Genomic DNA, 23,081 nt, shown 5'->3' with positions numbered 1-23,081 from the left:
CAGTGGTGCGCACGACATTACGCGATCGGGTGATGGCCGCCGGGCTCACGGATGTGCGGAGAGGGGGTGGGACCGCGTACGGGTGCCTGGCGGTCCCGTCCGGGGCAGAGACACACGGGTGGGTGCCCGCAGGTCCCGTCAGGATCAGACGTAGACGCACGGATGCCCGCAGGTCCCGTCAGGATGAGATGTAGACGCGCGGATGCCCGCAGGTCCTTCCCTGTCAAGTTCAGCGTGTCGAAGTGAATCGTGGCCCCGTGGCCCCGTGGCCGCTGCGTAACCCTGATTTGGTTGACCTGGACGGCGAAGAGGGGTGGAGGAGTGAGCCGGGCCCGACGGCCCGGCTCGTCGACCGTTCCCCGGAGGGCTGACGAATTACGCGAGCCCAGAGCTGCTGGGAAGTACCAGTGCCGAGTCCGTATGGAGCGTGATGCGCACCGGTGTGAAGGTGGTGGCGTCCACCGGCGACTCACCGGTGCCGGGATTGCGGGCGTAGCGTGGGTGGGCGCCTCCGCTGATCTGCCAGCGTATGCGGTGGCCGACGGGGAAGCGGTGGGCGGTGGAGCTCATCGGCACGGTGACCTGCGAGGGCGCCTGTTCGGCCGTCCGTAGTCGGCCGAGCCCGTCACAGATGTTGACGGAGCGGCCTTGTGGGTCCACGTCGCACAGGCGGGTGAAGACGTCGGCGTGTCCGGTGTCCGTGGAGATGCTCAGCCGTGCGGAGACGGGGCCCAGGATGTCTATGGGCTCGGTCAGTGGTGGGCCGGTGAATGTCAGGACGTCGTCTCGGGCCTCCAGGGTGCCGTTGTCCCGGGGGCCGGCAGTGCGGGAGAGCAGTGGGCCGCCGAGGGAGGGGGTGGGGTCGGCCGGGTCGTAGCGGAACGCCGCCACGGGTGCGGAGTCTGCGCGGGCCTGCTGGGTGAGATGCCCGCCGGGAATGGGGTGCCACGAGGTGGCAGCCGTGGCTGGCGGCCAGTCGTCGAGGTCCTGCCAGGTGTTTTCGCCGCCGATGTGCACACGCACTGCGGTGGGACGCAGGCCGGAGGGATCGGCGTACAGGTGGGCGCGCAGCCACGCGAGGCTCTCGGCGAATACCTCGGGCCATCCCTGCTGCAGGGCGGAAGTGTGGGTCCAGGGACCGACGAGCAGGGCGGTCTCACATCCGGCTCGGCGCAGCCGGTCGTACTGCTCGAAGGTCTGCTCGACCAGTGCGTCGTGCCATCCGGTGATCAGAGCTGTGGGCACGCGGAGCCGCTCCGCCGACTCTGCCAACGACGCGCCGCGCCAGTAGGCGTCCTTGGCGTCCGGGTGTGTCACCACGTCGTCCAACCAGGGCAGTTCGCTGCCGAGAGCTGACACGTACGCACCGCGCAGGGGCTGCGCGGTGGTGACGTCGCGCAGGCGGCGCTGCAGACGCAGTGTCGCCCTGAGGAACGGTGCCATGCCCTGGTGCTGGTAGTGCATGCCCGCGCCGACGGCGAGGGCGTTCTCCAGGCGGAGCGCACCGTCTGCGTGGAACAGGGCGTAGGGATCGTGCAGCCCTACTTGCACCACCATTGCCTTCAGTTCTGGCGGTGGGTCCAAAGCGAGGGCCCATTGCACGTAGCCCAGGTAACTGGGGCCGACGGTCCCCAGTGTTCCGTTGAACCAGGGTTGCTCGCGCATCCAGGACACTGTGGCCCGGCCGTCGGCGGCCTCGTTGCGCCACAGGTCGAACACGCCGCCCGAACCGCCGGTGCCGCGGCAGCTCTGCAGGACCACGTGGAAGCCCTGTTCGGCGAAGAGCAGGCCGTACTGGGGTGACCACGGCAGGCCTCGGCCATAAGGCGAGCGGACCAGGAGGGTGGGGAAGTCGCCCTGGGCGCGCGGAAAGTAGTGGTCAGTGATCAACGGGCTGCCGTCGGCGGCCGGCACCACCAGTCCCGGCTCCCATCCGGCCTCGTGCCGTTTCGCCGGCAGACCTCGCCAGGTCGCCCTCATCATCCGGGAGGAAAGTGGCGGCTTTCCGGCGGGTGGCACCCAGGCTGGCCTGCCAACGGCGTCGGGCGTGCGTGATGGCATCGTTCCCCTCCTCTATTCTCGTACGATGTACGAGAATAGAGGATGCTTGGATGAACATGGCAAGAACCGCCTCAACCACCAAGGGGAAGGAGTGCGAGGCCGTGTCCAGTGACGGGAAGCCAGGTGCCGTGGGCGTCGATCCCGAACAGCTCTGGCTGCGTCCCACCGAGCCCCGCAGGGGCCGCAGACCCTCCTTCAGCCGGGAGGCGATCATCGCGGCAGCCGTCACTCTGGCGGACGCGGAAGGACTTGAAGTGGTCACCATGCGGCGAGTGGCCGCCGAGGTCGGAGCGGGCGTTATGTCGCTCTACAGCTACGCCCCTGACAAGGAGACGCTGCTGGAACTGATGGTCGACCACGTCAGCGGGGAACTCCCGGTGACGGACCCACCCAGCGGCGACTGGCGTACCGATCTGAAAACCGTGGCCCACTTGCAGCGCGCCCACATGCTGCGCCATCCCTGGTTGCCCGCCGCCTTGTCCACCCGTCGCGTCCCGGGCCCCAACACACTGGCCTTCCTGGAACACGTGCTCGCCGTCCTGCGGCCCACCGGGCTGGACGGTGCGGCGAAGCTAGAGGTCTTCGCCCAGCTCACCGCATTCGTAGCCGGGCACGTTGCCCATGAGATCGTGCAGGCCGCAGTCTCACGATCACCGGACCGGGCCGCCGCCGAGGGCCGCTACCTCGCCGCTGTCGCCGCCGACGGCTGCCACCCGGAGCTCGCCGAAGCCCTTTCCGCCCCCGGACGTCCCCTCACCCCCGAGGCCACCTTCACCCGGTTCCTCAACCGCCTGATCGACGGCCTCGATACTGACTGATGCCACGCAGCTGTGACTGCCGTCCCGCCCGCGGCACCTCCGAGGAACAGACCATCGCCCTCTCCGAGGCCACGGCCGCGACCAAGGCTGCCGCCAGCTTCCGTTTTCGGCGGTAGACCGGCTACCTGCCGAGTGGGGCCTGCGTGGGCAGCGCGCGGATCACAGCATGGCGGTCGGCGAGCTGCTGGCGCAGGTGAAGGTTCTCCATCGTGGCCTGGTGCAGGGCGCCCACCAGTGCCTCGACGTCGGCCTTGAGCTGGGCGAGCTCCTCGGCGTCGGCGGCTCGTAGTTCCTTGAGCCGGCGGATCTGCTTGCGCAGGCGCCGTTCACTGTCCGGAGTGCCACCCCGGGCGCGGACCTTGTCGTAGAACTCATTCTTCAGGTCGGTGTGCCGCTGGGTCAGTGCGTTGCGCGGGACACCGGCTTCGAGCGCAAGAGCAACGATCGTCAGGGCGCCGTTGGAGAGCTCGGGGGTGCCGCCCAGGATGCGTTCCATCGCGGCACGGATGCGGTCGCGTTCATCCGGGGCGGGGCTCATGATGTCGGCTCCTGGAAGTGGATGCAGTCGTGTTTGTGACGGTCGGCTACGTCCCGGAGGCGCCCGGCGCGTTGCGCGAGCCGGCCGGCAAGTGGGCCAGGCACCGCCTCCGAGGCGGCCTGCTTCTCCAGGGCCCAGGCGTGCTGCAGGAGTTCGTCGGCGTGCCGGTCGCTGCGCGCGATGTTCGCACAGGATGGTCGGCACCGATCTAGGCTCGGGGCGTCAGCGATGTCCAAGCGGTGGCACAGGGCGCGGTCGGGGTTGTAGACGCACATCAGGAACGAGTGCGGGTTGTCGTAGACGGCCAGGGCCGGGTTGCCCAGGATGTCCCGGGCCTGGCGGTGCGTGCGGATGGACCCGGCGAAGGTGGGGGCCTGGGCCGCGGCGTGGATCGCTCGCCGGGCGGCCGGTCCTGAGATCCCGGTTCCGGCGGCGAGGTCGTCGTGGAGGGTGGTGAGGGTGTCGGCGGTAGCCCGGACGGTTTCGATGTCGAGCAGCTCGTGGATGCCGCCGCGGCCGCGGGCGGCGTAGCCGGCACTCATTGCGGTGCGCACGTGCCCGTACTGGATGGCCAGGGCCACCAGCCCGCCAGGTCTGCGCGCGATATGCCAGGCCAGCGACCGGCGGAAGCGCGCCACGCCGAGTGCCCCGAAGGGATCATCTGGGATGACTTCATGGGGACGCTCCAGGCCCACCGCGAGGCCGGAGGCCCATTCGATGAAGCCCTCAATCCGGTTGCGCATCGCCTCGAAGCCGACGACCCGGCCGGTGGAGATGCGACCGCGCGGGATCGCGTGGACGACGCTGTCGAAGAGGAGCCCGTCCGGGACGATGCGTTCCAGCACACGGATCGCGCCAACCACCGGTGGAATGGCGACCCAGGGGACCTCCCGCACCTGCCCGGCGGAGTAGTGGTTACCGTCCTGGTCGTGGACGCCCTTGAACACTCGGCCGTAGATCAGGTGCCGTCCTGGCGACGGCGGTTCGGGGCAACAGCCGCTCTCCAGGCCCATCACCTCACCGGGCCGCATGCCGGTCAGATACGCCAGGACGATGAAGCAGGCGACGCTCAGGTGCCGCATGAGCTGTGGGACCTCGGTGAAGTCGATCGATTCGGTCCACGGCTGTCCGGCGACCCGCCCGGTGATCGGTGTGGAGAGCGGGCAGGGGCCGGGGTGGCGCTGGGCGTAGTCGCGAAAGCCCTCCCGCAACTCGGTCCGCAGATGGCTGTTGACCTGCTTCGGAGAGCAGCCGACCAGCGCGGCCATGTAGGTCATGCTGATCTGGTGCTCGCCCTTGTGCCATCGGGTGGGTACGGGGGCACCACGTTCCACGGGCTGATCGAGGTAGGTCCTCAGCCGCGCCATGGACTCCCATGTACCGACGGCCTGTTCGGCCTGTTCGGCCTGTTCGGTCAGGCGCTGCGTCTTTGTCCAAGCGGACAGGATGTCGTCGGCGAAGTCCTCGACCACGCGCAGCGCCCAGATCAGCAGCGGCCCCATGGTAGCCGGAGCAATCGGCTCACGGCTGTTCTCCCCAGGGCCGGGGGCAGGCGCGGCCGGGAGGTAGTCGTCGACGCCGTGCCGGTGCCAGGGAGGAACCACCAGGCCGGCCGGGCGGGCGCTCGCGGCGTCGAACCCCCACAGGCGGGTCAGAGCGACCAGCTCCTTCGTGCCATCGTTGCGGTTGGCTCTTGACCGGCGGGCCAGGTGATCGGCGTACGCGGTGAAGGCCTCGGCCGTGCAGGCACCGAGGCCGGACAGCCCCTGCGTGGTGAGCCAGTGGGCGAAGCGCTGCCACCGGCGGACGGTGTCGTAGATTCCGTGAGGTCCCAGGCGGGAGTGCCAGGCCGGGTGACCGACCAGAACGCTCGCAGGCAACGCCGTATTGATCATCATCCAGGCCGCGAGACGCATCTCTTCCCGGAAAGCGTCCGGGAAATTCGCCCAGTCCACGCTGACCCGCGATGCGCTGGGGTTGGCGATCAGCGGTGCGAGGGACCAGACGTCGTCGCCGTAGATCGAGATCGGGACTGGACCGGGCGCAAGGATCAGGGACGGTGCGATGACCGGTGTCCTCCATCCGGGCAGTGCTGGCAGTTCGGTGGGCAGAGCGGTCACAAGTCGTAGTCCCCGTGGAGAAGTTGATTGATGACATCGCGGTCGGTCTCGCTGACCGAGGTGAGCGCGGCATTCCAGACCGGTTCACCGAGGCGGTCGCGTAGATCGGTGTCGGTGAGGTTGCGGCTCTCGAAGCGGCCGCGATGACCTGCACGGCGCCGTTTCTCCAGCCGTAGCCGGTAGACCGGCATTGCCGCCTCTGCCGTGCCGGGCAGCGTCTTGGGCGCGGGCATCTCGGAGATCGTGGTGGAGTTCAGGCCGAGCTCCGCAGCGATGAGCACCGCCAGCGCGGCCGCCTCCTTGCGGCTGAGGTAGAGCCGCTTCCAGGTGTGTTCCGCCGAGCCGCCGCCCAGCGCCGGACGGTAGCGACGGCGGACGACGCGGCGCCACTCGTAGAGCGGTACATCGCCAGTGCGGGCCAGCACGCCCAAAGCCTCCCCGACCAGCCACTCCCGGCTGCCCGGCGCAATCGCGCCCGCGCGCCAGGCCGCCAGATGGTCGGTGTTCTCCCGTATCCGCAGCAGCGCCGAGCGGAACGTACGCCGGGCCGCGATGCGGATCTCCTTGAACTCCTCGGGCCGATAGGCCTGTACACGGCCCGTCTCCCACGCGAACCGCTTGGCCATCGCCTCCCGTACCGGCTGCGGGAGCCGCGGATCCATCTGGAGAAGGCCGGCGACCGACGCGTACTTGCTGTAGCCGTTCGACCGTGGCGGCAGGCTCATCCGCCACGCATTCCAGTGCGCCGTCGTCAGCCCGTGCACATCCGGCGGCACGTCGTTAAGGCCGGCGAGGAACTCGGTGAAGGGCCGCACGAGATACCAATGGGCCTCGCTGGTCTCGACGCTGTCCCAGCCTCCGCCCGGGGCACACTTGGCCGCGTACAGGGCGGCCAACGACCGCTGGAACGCCTCCGGGACCGGCAGCGCGCCGAAGTCGTAACTGCGCGCCATGCCCTGCGCGTCCCGGTGCCGCACGACCAGGCTGTCCTCAAGGACCGCCGGACGCTGATGCAGGCCGTCGGGCAAGGCGGCCGTGCGACCGCGGCGACTCACCGGGCCACCAACTGATCGTCCAGGTCCTGGATGCCCTCGCTCTCCCGGGCCAGCCGGGCGAACAGCCCTGCAAGCTCCTGCTCCGACACCGGTCCGCCGGCGGGCACGAAGTCAGCCAACAGCAACCGCAGCTGCAGATCCGCAACCGGGGCTAATGGTGACGTCGGGTATTGGAACTATCCGAATGCCTCTGATCCGGAGCCCCCGGTGTGCGGCCTGGGAGCCGACGTCAGCCTTGAGTATGCGAGCGCTCAGACCTGTTCGAAATGGAACGCCTTGATGAAGCAGTCGCGGGGCTGGGCGACTGCGAAGAGGATGCAGTCCACGAGCGACTGACCGGTGAGGGGATCCTTGGCCTCGCGCGGGGTGGTCTCCCACTCCTCGGAGAGCGGGTCGGCGTTGTCGAAGTCGGGCGGGTAGAGCGATATCACCCGGACACCTTGGGGCCGTAGGCGCTTGGAGAGGATCTCGGTGAACCCGGCCTGTGCGCTCTTGGCTGCATAGAAGGCGTCGTGTGCGTCCGAGCGGTGATGTCCGGCCGTTCCGCAGGCGGAGACCATCGTCACGACGTCCGGCTTGTCCGAGTTGAGCAGGAGCGGGAGGAAGTTCTTCACGGTCAGGACCGTGCCCGTGGCGCCGGATGCGATGGTGTCGACGATATCGGCGTCGGATGCTGCCTGGAGATCCGGCCCTTCGAGGTAGCGCGAGCCGTTGTTGATCAGGATGTCGACGCGGTCGGTGTGCTGGGTGACGCTGGAAGCGAAGTCGCGGATTGAGGCGGGATCCGTCAGGTTGCAGGCGTAGGCGTGGACCCGCTGGTGGCCTCGGTCTCGGATCTCGTCGCGGACACCCTCAGCGGCAGCGAGGCTGCGTGCGGACAGGAAGACCTCGGCGCCAAGGTCTGCGAGCCGGATGGCCAGAGTTCGCCCGAAGTCGCGCCCGGCAGCAGTGATGACGACGCGGTGGTTGTCGAATCTCATGATTTTGTTCCTTGTTCGTGGACCGGCTGTTGTTGCGGTGAAGCGCGGCGGGCGACCTCGGCTGCGTAGGTGGCCCAGTCGCCCGCGGAGAGCCGTTGCCAGGCGACGGCGACGTCGGTGTGGATGCCCAGGGTGCGGGCGAGGATCGCGGCGGGGATCTCGGTGGCGAGCTGGAAGAGTGCGGTGCTGCGGGCCTGATTGGGCCGGATCCCGAGCTGGGTCAGCCGCTGGGTCAGCTGTGTGGTGCTGATCGGGCGTCCGGGCTGGCCACCGGGGAAGAGCCAGGGTGAGGGAGCCAGGGCGCCGATGGTCGCGTGACCCTTGCGGTTCGCGGCGACAGTGCGGGCCAGTGCGGCGACGGGCTCGGGCAGTTGGACGGGTGCATCGCCGAGGTGGAGACGTACTGCCTGAGCGCCGACCTCGACGTCCTCGATGGTCAGTCGGTGGATCGCCGATGGCCCTTGTGCGTAGAGGAGGAGAAGCAGTCCTGCGAGGCGGTCTTCGGGCTTGAGGGTGTCGTCGTGCAGGAGTCGGCGTGCGACGTTCCACCGGTGCTCGTCATCGAGTGGCTGGGTGGGGCCGTTCCAGCGGATTGCGGGGACGTGGACGGTGGTGAGCTTGTTGGTGCGAGCCCAGCGGACGAAGTGCCCGGCTGTGTGGCGGTAGGTCGCGGAGTCGTCGGTAAGCCACTCGTCGAGGTCGGCCTGTCGGCAGGTATCCAGGGCGAGGTCGTGAGCCTGAAGCCAGGTAAGGAAGGCGACGGCCGCGTGGGTGCGTTGACGCGTTGATGCGAACTGCTGCGGGGTCAGGGGGCGGCCGTTGCTGCGTCGGCGTAGTCGACGGACCAGGTGCCATATCGCGTACTGGTGAAGGACTTTGCGCTGTTCGGGGTCTTGCTGTGCTGCGAGAAGGCCGGTGAGGAAACGTTCGAGGCGGACCATGTACTCGTCCCGCTCGGGCAGGGCACCGACGCCGACGAGGACTTGGCGGAGGTGGGCGAGGGGCGGGCTGTCGGGCAGCTCGTCGAGGGCCTCGTGAGTCAGGGCTCGTCTGCCGGCCGCGAGGTCGGCCAGGACCGGAGACACGGACGGCTTGTTCAGCCACCGCCTGGCGGTGAGTGGGTGCTCGGTGGTGGCGATGTTGTTCCGCAGGGCTTGGAGACCGGGGTGGAGGGCATCGGACGGAGGGCCCAGGAGCTCGTTGAGGCGTCGGTTGATGAGACAACGAGCGCACTGGCCGGGGTGCGGGTAGTCGGGATCGCTGCAGGTAGGGCAGGTGTGCCAGACCTCAGAGACGGTGCAGTCCGCGCAAAGGGGCTGGTCGAGAGTGCCGGAGACGACCGCCGCGACGCTGTCGCAGGCTGAGCACGGCGCGGAGTGACGCTGGCAGTCCAGGCACCATGGCCGACCCGTAGTGCGGGAGGTGCCGCAGGGTTTCTCCGCGTCGCAGATACTGCAAGTCGCGGTGGGCAGGGAGGGGCAGCTTTGGCAGAGCGGGCCGTCCGGTGTGCGGGTGTTCACGACCCTTCGTCGGCCGCAGTTGATGCAGGTCTCCAGGTTCGCCGGGGCGCTGACCAGGCAGTTCGGACACACTGGCCGGCCTTGGTCGTCGCGGGTGGCGGGCTCTCGGCGGGCTCCGCATCCCGAGCACTCCTCGATGCGGGAGTGGGAGATGCACATGCGGCAGACCCGCTTTCCGTCCAGAGGCTTGTCGATGCGTACGACTCTGTGGCAGCCGGGGCAGGACGGCCGGACGATCCCGGCGATGCCGGCCTCGTGCAGCAGGTCGATCAGCTTGAGGATCGCGCGGTGGGGTGCGAGGTGACCGTCGCCGGTCAGCAGAGCGGGGTGGGCTTCCAGGGCCCAGGCAATTTTCCGCTGGTAGGAAGGGCGAGGCGCCGATCGACGGACCGCGTCGGAGACCGTCTCCCGTTCGGCCTGCGGATCCAGTTCAGCGATCAGGGCGCCGATCACTGCGATGGGGTCGCGTCCGTCGTCGTCCGGGCACTTGGCGCATCGTGGCTGCCCGGTCCGGTCGCGTGAAGTGACCCGGCGGGTGTTTCCGCAGGCAGCACACGGCTCGGGCTGTGGCTGTCCGCAGGTCCAGCAGTACCAGTCCTGGCCGCGGCGCTGGAGCGTTCGTATCTGCGTGCCGCATTCGGCGCAACGCGGCGGCGAGACCGTCTGGGCCCCGGCCTCACGCAGGGCGATGAGCAGGTCGCCGACGGCCCTGGGCGCCGGCGAGCGACCGTCGTTCAGCACGCGAGGATGCTCAGTGAGATGTGCCGCGAGGAGGCGTGACTTCGAGCGTCCGCCCGCGACGCCGGCGACCACGGCACGGATCCGGTCCGGTTCCAGCTGATGCTCGATGGCTGCGACCAGGTCCGCGATGAGCCCGATCGGGTCGCAGACGGCCCGCTCGGGGTGCCCGGGTGCGGTCACGGCCGCTCGAAACCGCGGATGCGGGCTCGCTTGGGTCGCAGGTCACCGACACCTGCCTCGGCACCGACAGCCTTCTTTGTGCGGGTAGTGGTTTCGGCACCCGCCGCGGCGGTCGGCTCGATGAGGTCGTCCATGGTGCAGTCGAGGATGTCGAGCAGGGCCATGAGGATCTTCAGGCTGAGCCGCTCGGGGCGCTCGACGACGAGCCGGTAGACCTGGCTGGACGAAAGGGTGATGCCCCGCTTGTCCAGCAGCGGGATGAGGTCGGTGGTGGAGAAGAGCCCTCGGTCGGCCATGACCTTGCGCAAGTGCCAGTGGTAGTCGAGCTTCGCGGCCATCAGCGGTCCTTGTTTGCGGGGAACGAGGCGAGCGCGGGCGCAAGTGCCCTGTGGAGCATGGTGTTCATGAAGTCGTCGCTGACGTGGGTGTAGATAGCGGTGGAGCTGTCATTCTCGTGACCGACTTGCTGCTGGAGAAACCGGCGGTCAACCCCGTCCTCTGTGAGGTGGGTGACGTAGGAGTGGCGAGCGGAGTGGACCGTCAGCGCCTTCGGGAGCTTCAGCGCGTCGCGGTAGGCGACGAACCGGGCGTTGATCTCGGCCGGCTTGACCCGGCCGCCCCGCTCGGTCACCCACAAGGCGGGGTGATCCTCGCAGCCGAACCGCGGCCGTACGTTCTCCACGTAATCGGCGACCGCGTCCACCGCCCAGTCCATCACCGACAGCACGTTCCGACGGCGCGGCGGCTGCCCCTTCTTCGCCTTGCCGTAGCGGACGTTGAGGGTGCCGTACCGGCCGAACTGCGGTGCCTTCGCGTTCCGCCCGAAGTCGACCACATCCAGCTTCGATGTCTCCGTCCGGCGCAGACCCCACCCATAGATGACCTTGAAGAGGGTGGCATCGCGGTAGGCGGCGAGGGCTCCCTTGCGCTTGGCCCGTACCGCTCGATCGACCTGGTCGTCGGCGTAGTCGAGGAAGCGTTGGATCTCCTCGCGGGTGAACGGCCTCGCCTCGGGGCGCCCCTCGTAGTCGTTGAGGTGGGCGATGGTGTTCCACTCGTGGCAGATGGCCACGGGGTGAGTGCCGAAAGCGTCCTCGCAGGCCACCGACCAGCCGTAGCGGCCGTCGATCAAGAACTCGCTGAACAGGCGCAGGCTGCCCTGATAACTGCGGATCGTGGACGGCGCGAGGTGCTTCTCGCTGGTCAGCCACAGTGACCACTCGTCCACGTGGCCGGGCGTCCAGGCCCACGGGTATTCGTTCGTGTGCTCCAGAAACCGCCGTACGAGCCGTTCCCGAGCGGTGACCGTGTCCTCCCGGAGCCCGCGAGCGGCTTGTTGGGCCCGCCAGCCCCGCACCATGGCTTCGACCATCGCGTCCTGCGGACGCAGCTGGACAACCCCGGACACCAGCTCCAGGTGAGCTGCCCCCGCCAGCTCGGCGCGTCGCTGTAGACCCACTTTCACCCTCCCCTTCAGAGGGCAAATCCTGCATCAGATGGGATCCGATTACCAAACTCCCAGCTCAGGCCGCCAAGTTGCAGGAGGACAGAGTCCTCCTTTGGACCTGCCCTGACCTCGCGACCTGCGGTTTCTCGCCCGCCTGATGCAATTCCTGAGGGTTGAGGTACACCGCCTTCGTGGTCTCCAGCTGGGCATGACCGAGCAGGTCCTGCACCATCCGCCACGGATCGCCGTACAGCAGACGGAAGTCCCTTCGCTCCTCCGGCGTCAGCCCCATGCGCCGGTCCATGGTGGTTGAGGACCACGAGCATCAACAACGCGAAGCTGTGCCGGCACATGTGCGGCGTGCAGAACGGCGGTTCATCCATCACCGGCGACAGCACTGCCTCGCAGCGCTCGTTCGCGGCCCGGAACACGCCCTCCCACGAAGCCGACTGGAGCGGCAGACCCGCCTCGTTCAGCCACAGCCACAGCGGCTCCGGACCATCCTGGCCCTCGGTGAAGAAGCTCATCCGCTCCTCCACCGTCGCCTCGGCCAGCGGAGTCTGCCCGATCACCCCGTCCCGATCGCGCCAGTGCAGCACACGCCGGTGTCGACCGGTCTCGTGGGTCACCAGCCGCGTCGGCAGATCGTCATAGCGGCCCAAGGCCTGTGCGCGTCGAACAATCCGGGCGCGCGAGGACTCGACGTACCCCTCGATCTCCCCCGCCACCACAGAGGAGACGTAGAACGTGCGCGCCCGCTTCGACTTCGTCACCACCCGAGCGAGCCGCCCCACGTAGTACCGACCACCCTCCAACCGAAGACGCGGGATCTCCAGAGTCAACAACGAAGCCCCCTCCGTCAGCCGCAGACCAGAAGAGAACAGCAGATCAGCGAAGGCGCCGTTGCGGTCCGCAAGCCGCCCTGCCCACCCCAGTGACGGGACGCCGTTCGCGCCGTACCCGAGTAACCCGACCTCAACCCAGCGGCGAAACGCCCGTGGCGTCAGCCAACGGACCTCGCTGCTGCGGGCGTTTTTCGCCCGAGCCGCCGGTACCAGAAGCCGCTCGCCGTTCCTGCCGACGAACGAGCGCATGATCACCGGGTTGACCATCACGTGCTCGCGCTGCACCGCCCACTCGTACAGCCTGATCAGCGCGGCAAGCCCGCGGTTCCACCGCGCCCCACCGACCCGGCGCGGATTCCGCATCGACCGGGTCCGCCAGTCCTCGAAGTCCCACAGATCGTCTGACGACGCCTCGCTCCACCACTTCCCACGGCCCCACAGGAAGTCGAAGAACAGGCAGTAGTCGTCGGTGTAGTTCCGCTTCGTCTCCGGCGCGAGACGGGCGAACGACGACCGGCACAGGTACCGACTCAGCGCCTCATCGATCCGGTAGTCCGGAGAAAGAAGAATTGGATCCCCAGGATGAATTCCAACTCGGTCCTCACGCTCCGCCAGGTCCTTCCACCCGGCCAGAGCGGGCACTCGGTCCCCCGCCACCCGGCGGTCCCTCGGCACCAGTACGTACGCCAACCCGGCACGCGTCCACCCCTGTTCGATCCGCTTCAACACGTCGATCCAACAGGGAAGACGACCGTCAGGATCAGACGTAGACGCGCGGATGCCCGCAGGTCCCGTCGGGGTCAGATGTACGGGGTGCTCGCCGGTCCCGTCAGGACCGGGCGTACGGGTTCCCGCCGGTTCGCGTCGGCGGGCACCCGGACGTCTGGTGCGGTTCGGCGAGGGCTGTGGGTCAGCGGGTGGTCAGCTGCTCGACGACCAGTTCGGCCACGCGGGCGGCGGAAGCGGGGTTCTGGCCCGTCACCAGCCGCTGGTCGGCGACGGCGTGCTCGGCGAAGTTGCCGGTCTTGGTGATCTTCGCGCCGCGTTCGGCGAGGGTGCTCTCCAGCAGGAACGGCACGACATCGGTGAGGCCCACCGCGGCCTCCTCCTCATTGGTGAAGGCCGACACCTGCTTGCCCTCCACCAGATACGAACCGTCGGCGAGCTTCACGTTCACCAGACCGGCGGGGCCGTGGCAGACCGCGGCGACCGTGCCACCGCGCTCGTAGATCGCCGCCGTGAGCGAGGCGAGGTCTTCGGCCTCCGGGAAGTCCCACATGGTGCCGTGGCCACCGGCGAAGTAGATCGCGTCGTACTCCTCGGCGTCGACCTCCTTCGCGGTGACGGTCGTGGCCAGCGCGTCCTGGGTCGCGGGGTCGGCGAGGAAGTCGGCGACGACGCCGTCATCGGGGTTGATGCCGTCCTGCGGGGCGGCGCCGCCCCGGACCGAGACGTAGTCGAGTGCGTAACCGGCCTTCCGGAAGACGGCCGCGGGATGGGCGACCTCTGGCACGTAGAAACCGGTCCTTCGCCCGGTGGAACCGAGCGAGTCATGGCTGGTGAGGGCGAAAAGGATCTTCTTCGGCATGGCGGGATCTCCCGAGGGGTCACGGATGGCTTCACCACACCCGCCGGGCCGTGCTCGGGGCCGGGACGGGTCGTCCGGTGGCAGGTGCCGCGTCGGCGGCCCGGACACCAAGAAATCTAGGACCACCCGCCCGGACCGGCAAATAGACGAATTCATGCCCCGTATAAGCAGCCCTATAGCCCGTCACGATTAGCCGTTTGCCTCTGGGGCAGGAATCGCGCAATGAGTTATGGTGCTTCTTCGTGTTACTGCCGCGTGTCACCGATCGAATGAATACGGCCACCCCCTGATGAAAGTAAGGCTAAAGTGCCTGCACACCCCCCCAATGGGCTCATCGTCCTCAGCAGCACCGAGCGCCTTCCCAACGGCAGATCCGCAGGCTTCTGGCTGCCCGAAGCCGCATATCCGTGGCGGGCGCTGCTGGCCGCGGGATGGGACTTCGAGTTCGCCAGCACCCGCGCGGGCCGGCCCCCGATGGGCGGGGTCGACCGGTCGGACCCGCCCCAGCGGATGTTCCTGGAGGACCCGACGGTGCAGGACCGGCTGGACCGGGCGCGCACCCCGGACCAGCTCTCCCCCGCGGACTACGGCGTCGTCTTCGTCGCCGGAGGTCATGGGGCGATCATGGATCTGCCCGGCGACGAACGCCTCATCCGTTTCCTCGGTGACTACTGGGCCGGACGGGACTTCGCCGTGATCGCCGCCGTGTGCCACGGGGTGGGCGCGCTGCTCGACGTACCGGCCCCGGACGGCACGCCGCTGGTGGCCGGGCACCGGGTGACGGCGTTCACCCAGGAGGAGGAGCGGGCCGTCGGACTGGACGAGGTGGTCCCGTACTTCCTCGGCGAGGCCCTGACCGAGCGGGGCGCCCACTACGAGGCGGGGGAGCCGTTCCGCCGCCATGTGGTCACCGACGGGGCGCTCATCACGGGCCAGAACCCGGCGTCGAGCGCCGCTCTCGCCCAGAAGGGCGTCGAACTGGCCGACGGCCGGCCGCTGCCGCGGCACTGGCTCCGGCGCACGGCCCCGGCGGCTTCGGTGGCTTCGGCTGCTTCGGGGCCCCCGGGGGCCCGGTGACCGCCTGCCCCTGCCCCTGCCCCTGTCCCTGTCCCTGTCCCTGTCCCTGCTGCCCCTGCCCCCGCCGACCTCTGCCCACCGACCGTTCACAGGCGATAGGGATTCTTATTCGGGCAACGTCGTATTCTATTTGTTCGGGACCTGCTTCCGGTGTTCTCCTTGAGCGGCACGAAGATACGGATGATTGATCCGAGTATCCGAGCAATAGCACTCCGGAGGTTTATCATGTCGATTACTGTCATGGCGCACTGGACCGCACGCGAGGGCCGGGAAGAAGACATAGAGCGATTCCTGGCCGAAATTACGGAAAAAAGTCTCGCGGAGCCCGGATGTCTGGCATACCGGTCGTTCAGGTCACTTGAGAACGGCCGCGAATTCGCACTCTTCGAGGAGTATTCGGACGCGGATGCCCTGGCACACCACAAGGCATCGGCCCACTACCGCGAACTGGTCCTGGAGCGGGTGGTGCCGCTTCTGGTGAAGCGGCACGTCGGTCGTTACGGGACGCTTCGAGCGGTCTGACGCCTCACGAGCGAGTGCCCCAAGGCACCCCGGGCGACACCCCGGGCGCACCCCGGGAGCCGGATGCCGCCGAGGCGGTCCGGATGGACGGACGCGCGGTCCGCCTCGGAGAGGACCCCGGGAGGACCACCGGGAGCACACCAGGAGGAGCGCCGGAGGACCGCCCGGAGGACGCGGGAATCGCCGGGAGGACGCTGCCGGTACGCGGAGCGCCCGGAGGACGCCGGTACGCGAAAGGGCCCAGGGGGATCTCCGTCCCCCTGGGCCCCCGCCGGTTCTCAGGAACCGAGCAGTTCCGCGACCGCCCTGGCCATCCCGGCCGCCGACGCCGGGTTCTGGCCGGTGACGAGACGTCCGCTGACCACCACATGGGGCTCCCGGTCGGGCGCGCAGCTGTACGCCGCGCCTCGCTCCTCCAGGGCGCGCTGCAACGAGAACGGCACCACGGTGTCCAGACCGCGGGCCGCCTCGCCCTCGTCCGAGAAGGCGGTGAGCCGGTGGCCGTCCACCAGGTGACGTCCCGTGCTCAGCCGCAGATCGACGAGCGCGGCGGGGCCGTGACAGATCGCGGCGACCACTCCCCCGCTCTCGTACACCGTCCGGCCGATCTTCTCCAGGGCCGGGTGCCCCCGGAAATCCCACATCGTCCCGTGCCCGCCGACGAAGTAGACGGCGTCGTAATCCCCGGGGTCGACTTCCTCCGGGCGGGGAGCCGCATCGATCAACGCTCCCCCTTCCGGATGGGAGAGAAATGCGGTGTGCGCCTCATTGGTTGAATCGTGTCCGATCATCGGGGGCCGGCCACCCCCGACCGAGACGAACTCCACCCGGTGGCCCGCCCGCCGCAGGATCTCCCAGGGCTCGATTGTCTCGCCCAAATGGAAGCCCGTGGGGCGCCCGGCCGGGCCCATGGAACCGTGGCCGGTCAGTACGGACAGGACCGTCCCGCGAGCAGTGGGCTTCATGCCGCCTCCACATTGTCTGAATCACGCGTTACGGAAAGGGCGTTCACGTACGCGAGGTCGGCGCGGGCACACCCCGCCTCTTCTCTCAGCAGTCGGGCGCGGGTCGGACGCCGGAAGGCCACGTGATGCGTCGCTCCCGTCGCGGTGCGCACCCGCGCGAGCCCGCCGCCCCGGCCCACGTCGACGGTGACCGTACCGGGGCGGCCGGGCACCTCCACAGCGGTGACGCCCCCCGTCCCCCGCCCGCCGACGCGCTCCACCGGTCCGCCGGACCGGAGCGAGAGCCAGTGGGCCAGCAGTTCCGCCGACGGGTCGTAGGCGCCTGCGTGCCACACCCGGGCGGACGGGTACGGGGCCCCGGGCACCGCAGCCCGTCCGGCTCCGCGCCCCGCGTCCGGCGGGGGTTCCAGGAGCGACGAGAGCGTGGCCCGCCACCACGCCGTACGTGTCCACGCCAGATCGGCGTCACCCGTGGTGTGCAGCGCGGCCCGGTGGCTCAACGCGGTCCGTGGCGCGCGGTGGGCGGCGGTGTCGACGATGCGGCGATCGGCGAGGCGGCCCACCGGGGTGGCCGCGGGCGCGCCCGGTGCCTCACCCGGCCACCACACCAGCAGCGGGGTGTCCGGCGGGAGGAGCGGGAGCAGCACCGTGTCGGCGTGCCGGGCCAGTTCCCCGTGGAGCCGGAGCACGACGCTCTCCGACCGGCCCGCCACCCGGACGCGGGCGTCGAACCGGGGGGCGCCGGTCTCCGGTCCCGGCAGGACGGCCAGCGTCCGCGCCGGAACGTCCCGGAACGCCGTGCCGACGTCCTTCATGGCGTCGCGCGCGTTCTCCTCGTCGGTGACGACGACGAGGGTGAACGCCAGGCCGGTGGCCGGGGCGCCGACCGCCCGGCGACCCCGTGCCAGCGTCCTGTCTATCTGTTGGGAGGTGGTCCCCGTGAGGTCGGTCCTCATGGTCTGCGCCAGCTCCGTCCGTCACGTGCGAGCATCGTGTCCGCCTCGACCGGACCCCAGGTGCCCGCCGGATAGGGGACGACCGTGCCGTTGTCCCTCCAGTGCCGCTCGATCGGGTCGAGAATCCGCCAGCAGAGCTCGACCTCCTCGGTGCGGGGGAAGAGGCCGGCGTCGCCCAGGAGCACATCGAGGATCAGTCGCTCGTACGCCTCGGGGCTGGACTCGGTGAAGGACCCGTCGTACGCGAAGTCCATCGACACGTCGCGGATCTCCATCGAGGTGCCGGGCACCTTGGCGCCGAGGCGGACGGTGACGCCCTCGTCGGGCTGGACGCGGATGACGATCGCGTTCCGGCCGAGCGCGTCGGTCGCCGTACGGCCGAAGAGTGAGTGCGGGACGCGTCCGAGGACCACCGCGATCTCGGTGACCCGGCGGCCGAGGCGCTTGCCGGCGCGCAGGTAGAAGGGGACGCCCGCCCAACGGCGGTTGCGGACACCGACCTTGATCGCGGCGTACGTGTCGGTCGTGGAGCCGGGGTCGATGCCGTCCTCCTGGCGGTAGCCCGGCACCCTCTCACCGCCCTGCCAGCCCGCCGCGTACTGGCCGCGCACGGTATGGGCGGAGAGGTCAGCGGGCAGTTCGACGGCGGCCAGGACCTTGCTCTTCTCGGCGGCCAGTGCCTCGGCCGTGAAGGAGCCCGGTTCCTCCATGGCGGTGAGCGCGAGCAGTTGGAGGAGGTGGTTCTGGATGACGTCCCGGGCGGCGCCGATGCCGTCGTAGTAGCCGGCCCGGCCGCCGATGCCGATGTCCTCGGCCATGGTGATCTGGACGTGGTCGACGTACGACCTGTTCCAGACCGGCTCGAACATCGTGTTGGCGAACCGCAGCGCCAGGATGTTCTGGACCGTCTCCTTGCCCAGGTAGTGGTCGACCCGGAACACCGCGTCGGGTGCGAACGCGTCGAGGACGGTGGCGTTCAACTCGCGGGCCGACTCCAGGTCGTGGCCGAACGGCTTCTCGACGACCGCGCGCCGCCAGGCGCCCTCGGGCGGATCGGCCAGCCCGTGCTTCTTCAACTGCCGTACGACGGTGGCGAAGCACTTCGGCGGTACGGAGAGGTAGAAGGCGTGGTTGCCGCGGGTTCCGTCCCGCGCGCCGACCTCCTTGGCCAGCAGCTCGAACGCGTCGTCGTCCGCGAAGTCCCCCTGGACGAACCTCATTTCCTGCCGGAGCTGTTGCCAGACGTCCTCGCGGAAGGGGGTACGCGCATGCCGCGCGGCCGACTCGTGGAGGACGTCGGCGAAGTTCTCGCCCTCCCAGCGGGGCCGGGCGAAGCCGGTGAGCGCGAAGCCCGGTGGCAGCAGTCCCCGGTTGGCCAGGTCGTACACGGCGGGCACCAGCTTCTTGCGGGACAGGTCACCCGTGACGCCGAAGACGACCAGGCCCGAGGGCCCCGCGATCCGCGACAACCGGCGTTTCTCCCGGTCCCGTCGGTCCTGTCGGTCCCGCCGTCCTTGTCGGTCCTGTCGGTCCCTCGCGGCGTGTTCCTGTTCCCGTTCCGGGGGTCCGTCCTGATCCGGTAGCGAACGCACAGCTCTCACATCCCTCGGGGCTCGATGTCAGCGGGCGAGCGGGACGCTGAGGACATTGGGGTCGTGGGCGGTGAAGTAGGCGGCGCTGGTGACCACGATCCGACGCCCTCGCAGTGCGACGGCGGTGGGCCCGGACAGGCCGTCGGCGCTGTTCAGCACGGTGGTGCGCGACTTCCCGGGCACGATTCTCGTCAGCGTGTCGGCCTTGATGTCGGTCGCGAGCAGTTCGTCGCCGCGGCCGGTGAAGGCGAAGTCGTCCACCGAGCCCAGTCCGCGCAGGACCTCCCTGGCGGCTCCCGCCCGGCCGTCCGCGCGCACCGGCACCCGCAGCAGGGTCCCGGCGTCCAGATTGGACACCCATACCGCTCCGTCGTGCAGCTTCAGCCCGTTCGCCCCGAGGAATCCGCTCTCCGGCGCGAGCGCCGCGTCCCGCAGCCACCGGGTCGGCGTCCCGCCTCGCAGCGGTACGGTCCAGATCGTGGAGCCGGTCGAGTCCGCCACGTAGATCCGGCCGCGTCGCTCGTCGACGGCGAGCCCGTTGAGCAGGCTGTCGGCGGGCAGCGCCGCGACGCGGGTCGGGGGCCGGTGCTCCCGGACGCGCCAGATCCCGGTGCCGGACGAGGTGCCCGTACTCACCGCGACGTAGAGGGTGCCGTCGTCGGTACGGTCGATGCCCGCCGCGAAGACCTTGCTGTGCAGGACGGGTGTGTCACCGTCGGTGGGTACGGGCAGCCGGGCGAGCACCCGGACCCGGCCGGTGCGGGAGATCTCGGCCACCTGACCGGTCAGCGCGAAGGTGACGGCCACGGAGCCGTCCGGCAGCGGGGCCAGGTTCTCGGGCTGCTGACCGCTCGCGAGGTCCAGGTGCGTGAGGTGGGCGGGGCGGTGGTGCGACCGGGCCCCCGGAAACGCCTGGGCGGGAGCGCTCAGGGCAGCGGTCAGGGCGAGGGGAAGAGTGACGAGCAGCGGGACGATACGACGCGTACGCATGGTGTGACCTCCGAGGGGTTCCGATGGCGATGAGTTGCGAGGGGCTGCGACGAGTTGCGAGGGGACCCGGGAGTTCCGACGGGCCCGAGGGTTCCGGGAGCCGATGGGAGTAGCGGTTCCGGGAGCTGACGCGCGTCACAGATGAGTGGTCGGTCAGTGGCGGGCGGGCGGCCGGCCGGCTCGGGCCACGGCGAAGGCCGCGAGGAGCACCGCGGCGGCGAGGATCGCCAGCGTCGTCCGGTAGCCGGTGTGCGCGGCGACGAGCTGTCCCGCCGACGCGCCGACGAACAGCAGGAAGGTGTTGAAGGAGACCGCCGTACCGGCGCTGTGGGGTGCGATCCGGTGCAGCGTCCCGACCAGGCCGGGGACGACCAGGCTGATGCCCGCGACGAAGACGACGCTGCCGAGGACCAGCGGGACCGGCGCGGACCTGAACTGCGCCACGAGCAGACCCGTCAGCGCGGTGAGGAATCCCGCCGTCGCGAGGCGTCGCGGCCCCCGGGCGGCGGCGAAGCGATGGACGACGGGCGCCGCCAGCAGCCCGACCGCACCGATCGCCTGGACGCCGAGCACCTGTCGGCCGCTCATCCCGAGAGCGCCCTCCAACTGCCGGTCGAGTACGGCGTAGAACGCCACGAAGCTTCCGAACACCGTGAGCGCCGAGGCGAAGACGGCGACGGCCTGTGGGGTGCGCAGCAGTCCGCGCAGCACGGCCAGCGTGGAGGCGACGGTGACCGACGGGTCGGTCACGGGGTCGCGCAGCAGCAGACGGAGCCCGGCCGCGGCCGTGAGGTAGAGGACGGCGGCCGGCCAGAAGGCGGTCCGCCAGGAGGCGTGGTCGCTGACGGTCTGACCGAGCACCTGGCCCGCGATGCCGGAACCGAGCAGTCCGGTGGTCAGTACGGACAGCGCCAGGGAGCGGCGGACGTCCGGCGCATGGCGCGCGACGTAGGCGAGCGCGACGGGGGCGATGCAGGCCGCCGCGGCTCCCTGCATCGTGCGGAAGGCCAGGAACCAGCCGTAGTCGGGGCTGAGGGAGAGGACGGCGGTGGTCAGCGCGGTCGCCACCGTACCGGCCACGAGGACCGGGCGGTGGCCGACGCGATCGGCGAGCGCCCCGAACAGCAGGAAGCCGAGGGCGTAGGCCAGGGAGAAGCAACTCCCGGCCCAGGCCGCCGAGCCGGCGTCGACGCCGAACACCGTCCGGAAGCGCCCGGCCATCGGGATGGCCAGGTACAGCTGGGCGGGGACGGCCACCGCGAGGACGGTCAGCAGCGTCAGCTGGAGGGCGAACCGCGGGGCGGCTGGGGCGGGGGCGGGATCGTGCGGACCGGTACCGGTCCGGGCGAGCTGCGAGGTCGGCGCGGTCATGACGGCGTCTCCAGGTCGGGGGAGGGAGGGTCGGTTCGGACTGCGACGGATCGGGATGTGGTCGGTACGGGGCACGGTGGCCCGGCCGTCCCGCGGAACGGCGGTGGCCACCGCCACGTGGACAGGGGCGGGACCCGGCAACCCGCACGGACGGGAACGGGACCCGGCCACAGGTGACGCGAGGCCGGGTCCCGTCCGTGCCGATGACACCCGGGGTACGGGTCAGACGGCGACGGGAACGAGCGCTTCCAGACCGTCCAGGGACAGCGGGCTCACTCCCAACTCCTGCGCCAGCGCCTGGTGTTCGGGAGTCTGATAGCCCCACTGGGCCCACCGGGACAGCGCCCCCGTGGCGGCGACACCGACGGCGTTGGGGAGGTTGTCGTCGATGAAGGTCACGTCCCTCAGATCGACGCCCCGCTCCGCGCTGACCTCGCGCACCACGTCCGCCTTGCGTCCGCACTCGCCGAAGACCGCCGAAACCGTGTCGTCCAGGCCGTGCCGGTCGAGGATGGCGTGCACCGAACCCTCGTCCTTCGCCGTGACGATCACGATCGAGCCGCGGTGCCGGCGCAGCAGGTCCGCCACCCCCGGATACAGGGTGTGGAGATCGAGCCAGAAGTCGGCCTCCTGAGTGCGGAACCACTCGCGCGCCGCATTGGCCGCGGTGGTGAACCGCCGTACGTACGAAGGGGAAAGTGCCTCGTGGAGGCGGTCGAAGTCCGCCTGCGAACGAATGGAGCCCGCCTCGGGGAGGTGGGCCACCACGAAGTGGTCGAGGACCCGGGCGTAGTTCCGTACGGTACGGAAGCGCTCCACGAACTCCTGGGGCACGAGCCGTAGTTGCTGTGCCCCGGAGATCGCCCGGTCGTGCGGATGGATGCCGAGCCAGCTGACCAGGGCGCACTCCTCCAGGGCGTCACAGATGACTCCGTCGAAGTCGAGCGCCAGGAGTGAGGGCCGGGCGCCCATCACGCGACCTGCTTCTCGGCCGCGATCTTCGCTGCGGTCTCGAAGACGGATCTCATGAACGCGCCCATGTACCCGTAGTAGGAGCAGGTGATGATGTTGCCGTCGACGATCACGTCGCTGTCGACGACATCGGCTCCGGCGTTGATCACGTCGTCGCGCAGACCGATGTAGGCACACGCCTTGCGTCCGTTGAGGACGCCCGCGCTGACCATGATCCAGGGGCCGTGGCAGAGACCGGCGACGACCTTGCCCGCCCGGTCCATGCCCGCGACGAAGTCGAGCACGTTGCGGTCCTGGCGCACCCGGTCGGGCGCCTCGTGGCCGCCGGTCAGTATGACGACGTCGTACTGGTCGACCGACAGGTCCTCGAAGGCGATCAGCGGCCGGGCGGTCTTGTCCATGGGCAGCGGGATGCCGTACTTGCCGGTGACGGCGTCGGCGTTCTTCGTGGCCACGTCCACGTGCCAGCCCTCCTCCATGAGGCGGTAGTACGTGAAGACGACGTCGTGGTCCTGGAAACCGGGGCCGGTGATGATGACGGCGTTGCGGGACATGAGCGAGCTCCTTCGGGCAGCCGGCCGACGGCCGGGCGGAATCTGATGGGGGTGTCCGTGTCCCCGGACGACGAAGGACACGGACACGGAGCAGTACGAACACGAAGTACGGACGCGGAGTACGGACAGGGAGTACGGACGCGGACGCGGAGTACGGCTGTCGGCACGGAGTGCGGGGCACCACGAGTG

The 23,081-nt window shown here is 69.7% G+C and carries 21 protein-coding genes; 3 read left to right on the top strand and 18 right to left on the bottom strand.

The features are described 5' to 3' along the window. Positions 1-375: 375 nt before the first annotated feature. On the bottom strand, positions 376-1,980 hold the full coding sequence (locus PZB75_RS16685; RefSeq protein WP_275538738.1) for a CocE/NonD family hydrolase: 1,605 nt from the start codon (positions 1,978-1,980) through the stop codon (positions 376-378). Between the two features lie 137 nt (positions 1,981-2,117). Here PZB75_RS16685 and PZB75_RS16680 point away from each other — a divergent pair, with 137 nt between their 5' ends. Beyond that, the gene (locus tag PZB75_RS16680) at positions 2,118-2,879 is read left to right on the top strand and encodes a TetR/AcrR family transcriptional regulator (protein ID WP_275538737.1); all 762 of its coding nucleotides are present in this window, start codon (positions 2,118-2,120) and stop codon (positions 2,877-2,879) included. 121 nt (positions 2,880-3,000) lie between these two features. On the opposite strand, the gene PZB75_RS16675 is transcribed toward PZB75_RS16680, so the two are convergent. The 10 genes from PZB75_RS16675 to PZB75_RS16630 form a co-directional block, all read right to left on the bottom strand. Next, the gene (locus tag PZB75_RS16675) at positions 3,001-3,417 is read right to left on the bottom strand and encodes a hypothetical protein (protein WP_275536093.1); all 417 of its coding nucleotides are present in this window, start codon (positions 3,415-3,417) and stop codon (positions 3,001-3,003) included. Further along, positions 3,414-5,537 carry an integrase gene (locus tag PZB75_RS16670; protein ID WP_275536092.1) on the bottom strand — a complete coding sequence of 708 codons (2,124 nt, stop codon included), beginning with the start codon at positions 5,535-5,537 and terminating at the stop codon, positions 3,414-3,416. Before PZB75_RS16670 ends, PZB75_RS16675 begins: the two co-directional genes overlap by 4 nt. Next, positions 5,534-6,592 carry a hypothetical protein gene (locus tag PZB75_RS16665; protein WP_275536091.1) on the bottom strand — a complete coding sequence of 353 codons (1,059 nt, stop codon included), beginning with the start codon at positions 6,590-6,592 and terminating at the stop codon, positions 5,534-5,536. The genes PZB75_RS16670 and PZB75_RS16665 overlap by 4 nt, the downstream gene beginning before the upstream one ends. Further along, positions 6,589-6,717 carry a hypothetical protein gene (locus PZB75_RS16660; RefSeq protein ID WP_275536090.1) on the bottom strand — a complete coding sequence of 43 codons (129 nt, stop codon included), beginning with the start codon at positions 6,715-6,717 and terminating at the stop codon, positions 6,589-6,591. Before PZB75_RS16660 ends, PZB75_RS16665 begins: the two co-directional genes overlap by 4 nt. A 126-nt stretch (positions 6,718-6,843) precedes the next feature. Beyond that, positions 6,844-7,572, bottom strand: a complete 729-nt coding sequence (locus PZB75_RS16655) for an SDR family oxidoreductase (RefSeq protein WP_275535479.1) — start codon at positions 7,570-7,572, stop codon at positions 6,844-6,846. After that, positions 7,569-10,013, bottom strand: a complete 2,445-nt coding sequence (locus PZB75_RS16650; RefSeq protein ID WP_275536089.1) for a site-specific integrase — start codon at positions 10,011-10,013, stop codon at positions 7,569-7,571. Before PZB75_RS16650 ends, PZB75_RS16655 begins: the two co-directional genes overlap by 4 nt. Continuing rightward, positions 10,010-10,351 (bottom strand): helix-turn-helix transcriptional regulator, encoded by a 342-nt coding sequence (locus tag PZB75_RS16645; RefSeq protein WP_275535477.1) that lies wholly within the window; start codon positions 10,349-10,351, stop codon positions 10,010-10,012. Before PZB75_RS16645 ends, PZB75_RS16650 begins: the two co-directional genes overlap by 4 nt. After that, the gene (locus PZB75_RS16640) at positions 10,351-11,472 is read right to left on the bottom strand and encodes a tyrosine-type recombinase/integrase (protein WP_275535476.1); all 1,122 of its coding nucleotides are present in this window, start codon (positions 11,470-11,472) and stop codon (positions 10,351-10,353) included. The genes PZB75_RS16645 and PZB75_RS16640 overlap by 1 nt, the downstream gene beginning before the upstream one ends. A gap of 14 nt (positions 11,473-11,486) precedes the next feature. Continuing rightward, on the bottom strand, positions 11,487-13,031 hold the full coding sequence (locus PZB75_RS16635) for an integrase (protein ID WP_275536088.1): 1,545 nt from the start codon (positions 13,029-13,031) through the stop codon (positions 11,487-11,489). A gap of 184 nt (positions 13,032-13,215) precedes the next feature. Then, complete coding sequence (locus tag PZB75_RS16630; protein ID WP_275536087.1) at positions 13,216-13,893, bottom strand: type 1 glutamine amidotransferase domain-containing protein; 678 nt, start codon at positions 13,891-13,893, stop codon at positions 13,216-13,218. Positions 13,894-14,199: 306 nt separating this feature from the next. On the opposite strand from PZB75_RS16630, the gene PZB75_RS16625 reads away from it, so the two are divergent. Both PZB75_RS16625 and PZB75_RS16620 read left to right on the top strand, forming a co-directional pair. After that, on the top strand, positions 14,200-14,970 hold the full coding sequence (locus tag PZB75_RS16625; protein ID WP_275536086.1) for a type 1 glutamine amidotransferase domain-containing protein: 771 nt from the start codon (positions 14,200-14,202) through the stop codon (positions 14,968-14,970). Between the two features lie 225 nt (positions 14,971-15,195). After that, positions 15,196-15,492 (top strand): putative quinol monooxygenase, encoded by a 297-nt coding sequence (locus PZB75_RS16620; RefSeq protein ID WP_275536085.1) that lies wholly within the window; start codon positions 15,196-15,198, stop codon positions 15,490-15,492. A 278-nt stretch (positions 15,493-15,770) separates the two neighbouring features. Here PZB75_RS16620 and PZB75_RS16615 read toward each other — a convergent pair whose 3' ends face one another. The 7 genes from PZB75_RS16615 to PZB75_RS16585 form a co-directional block, all read right to left on the bottom strand. Beyond that, positions 15,771-16,457 carry a type 1 glutamine amidotransferase domain-containing protein gene (locus PZB75_RS16615; protein WP_275536084.1) on the bottom strand — a complete coding sequence of 229 codons (687 nt, stop codon included), beginning with the start codon at positions 16,455-16,457 and terminating at the stop codon, positions 15,771-15,773. Next, positions 16,454-17,413, bottom strand: a complete 960-nt coding sequence (locus PZB75_RS16610) for a glucose-6-phosphate dehydrogenase assembly protein OpcA (RefSeq protein WP_275536083.1) — start codon at positions 17,411-17,413, stop codon at positions 16,454-16,456. The genes PZB75_RS16615 and PZB75_RS16610 overlap by 4 nt, the downstream gene beginning before the upstream one ends. After that, positions 17,410-18,882 (bottom strand): glucose-6-phosphate dehydrogenase, encoded by a 1,473-nt coding sequence (gene zwf / locus PZB75_RS16605; protein ID WP_275536082.1) that lies wholly within the window; start codon positions 18,880-18,882, stop codon positions 17,410-17,412. Before zwf ends, PZB75_RS16610 begins: the two co-directional genes overlap by 4 nt. 150 nt (positions 18,883-19,032) lie before the next feature. Next, complete coding sequence (locus PZB75_RS16600; protein WP_275536081.1) at positions 19,033-19,995, bottom strand: hypothetical protein; 963 nt, start codon at positions 19,993-19,995, stop codon at positions 19,033-19,035. Positions 19,996-20,148: 153 nt separating this feature from the next. Next, complete coding sequence (locus tag PZB75_RS16595; RefSeq protein WP_275536080.1) at positions 20,149-21,366, bottom strand: MFS transporter; 1,218 nt, start codon at positions 21,364-21,366, stop codon at positions 20,149-20,151. Positions 21,367-21,588: 222 nt separating this feature from the next. Further along, positions 21,589-22,338, bottom strand: a complete 750-nt coding sequence (locus PZB75_RS16590; protein WP_275536079.1) for an HAD family hydrolase — start codon at positions 22,336-22,338, stop codon at positions 21,589-21,591. Further along, positions 22,338-22,892 carry a DJ-1/PfpI family protein gene (locus tag PZB75_RS16585; protein ID WP_275536078.1) on the bottom strand — a complete coding sequence of 185 codons (555 nt, stop codon included), beginning with the start codon at positions 22,890-22,892 and terminating at the stop codon, positions 22,338-22,340. The genes PZB75_RS16590 and PZB75_RS16585 overlap by 1 nt, the downstream gene beginning before the upstream one ends. Positions 22,893-23,081 lie beyond the last annotated feature (189 nt).

It is taken from the genome of Streptomyces sp. AM 4-1-1, assembly GCF_029167625.1.
In the GTDB taxonomy this organism is placed as follows: Bacteria; Actinomycetota; Actinomycetes; order Streptomycetales; family Streptomycetaceae; genus Streptomyces.
Note: the sequence above shows the minus strand (reverse complement) of the source record. Positions and strands in the feature narration are given on the sequence as shown.